The sequence below is a fragment of the Methylocaldum sp. genome (assembly GCF_035627495.1).
In the GTDB taxonomy this organism is placed as follows: domain Bacteria; phylum Pseudomonadota; class Gammaproteobacteria; order Methylococcales; family Methylococcaceae; genus Methylocaldum.
Genome location: NZ_DASPLO010000203.1, coordinates 1 through 1515, shown reverse-complemented (window position 1 = coordinate 1515; position 1515 = coordinate 1). Strand labels below are relative to the sequence as shown.

General features: G+C 55.4%; 2 protein-coding genes. Both read right to left on the bottom strand.

The features are described 5' to 3' along the window. Positions 1-416: 416 nt before the first annotated feature. On the bottom strand, positions 417-632 hold the full coding sequence (locus tag VEB01_RS19925) for a hypothetical protein (RefSeq protein WP_324878540.1): 216 nt from the start codon (positions 630-632) through the stop codon (positions 417-419). 66 nt (positions 633-698) lie between these two features. Further along, positions 699-1370: an SDR family NAD(P)-dependent oxidoreductase gene (locus VEB01_RS19920; protein WP_324878539.1), complete on the bottom strand. Its 672-nt coding sequence runs from the start codon at positions 1368-1370 to the stop codon at positions 699-701. Between the last annotated feature and the right edge of the window lie 145 nt (positions 1371-1515).

The window sequence follows — 1515 nt, the reverse complement described above, 5'->3', positions numbered from 1 at the left end:
TGCAACACATCTCCGAGTCGGTCGAGCTTGGCTTCTCGTTCCTCAGCAGCAAACAGGCTCTCTTTGATCTTCATGGCGGGGCTTCTTGCATGGGTTGAGAGGTAGCCATTATCTCAGCAGACAGGTTTTTCGAGGCGCCCTATTGGGTCGACGGGCAAGTTCAAGGAGATTCCGGTCACTCGACCTGCCAAAGCTCTGGGAAATCAAAATTCCGGACGCGATCCCAAGCTGCCCTTCACCTAGAGCCGGGGTATGACTGCTCCGCAATCAAAGCGGACTCCTATGTTCACCGCTTCGATCATGGCCCGTACCGCCGCGGTCAGACAAACGGGCCCGAGTGTTTTTTTACAGGCAATTGGCCATGGTCAGCACTCAAATCACCTGTTCGCGCGTCTCGATCTCGCGCTGCAGCTTACTCATCCTTGGCTCCTTGGCGAGTGCCGACGGGCAGCCTTCTTGCCCTGCCAACTAGGTTTTGCCGTCGGCGACACGAAGCCTTCCCGCCAGTGGTACAACGTCTGCTCGTCGATGCCATGACACCTCTGAAGCTGTGCCACCAACTCCTCCCTGCGCAGCAATGCCAAAACCACGTCAACCCGCGTCTCGGCGGGCAGTTCGCTCTTTTTTCCCATACTCTGGTCCTCGATGAATGACTCATATTTCATCGGGTCCAAGGAGCGCAAGCCAAACACCATCTCTTAGCTGCATCCAAATCGTATGGCCGACTCGGTATTTTCGGCCAGGAGCAGCGACTTGAGGAATGCGGTGCCGCCCTGCGTTGCATAGGGTTCCTGGGTCGAGCCGACTACGATATTGGCTGGCGGTTCCACGGTTTCAAGCAATTGAGCATAGGCATTGCCTACAAACGAAGGAGATAGCCCCCTCGATTGGATCTCCCGGATTAGCGAAAGAATCTGATTGAATGGGGCGGAGGGCGGATCATCCGTAAAACCATTGTCAGATACGGGCTGTGTATAGATCGGATTCGGATGATCCGCGCCCGTCGTCCCAATGATGTACGGATTTACGGTCGAGATCACGATATTGCTTGATGCTTCGCGCAAAGCGAAGCGCAGGCTGTTGACGTATGCCAGTAAGGCCCTTTTCGCCGAAATGTACCCCTGTACCCAAGGAGTAAGCGGGTCGGTTCCGCTGACCAGATAAGCCGCGCTGGACACGGTAAAAAGGAGACGTGCATAGCCTTCGGTAGGCATCAGCGGCAGGACCGCATTGGTGACGCGGGCGTGCCCCGAATACAGGGTTTCTGTCGCCAGTTGAAGTTGCTCAAAATAGAAGGAGGGGGAATCCAGCATGGCAGGGGCAACGGGACCGATCACAAAGCGCCCGGCATTGTTGATGAGAATATCCACTTTCCTAGGACTTACGCAAAAACTGGGATTGGGAGGGCACTTGTTGGAGCGGAGCGCGTCAGAGCGGGATGGAAAAGAAGCCCATCACACGTCTGGATTACTGCCAATACTTGCTGGTGACCCAGATCAACTATACGTTGACGCA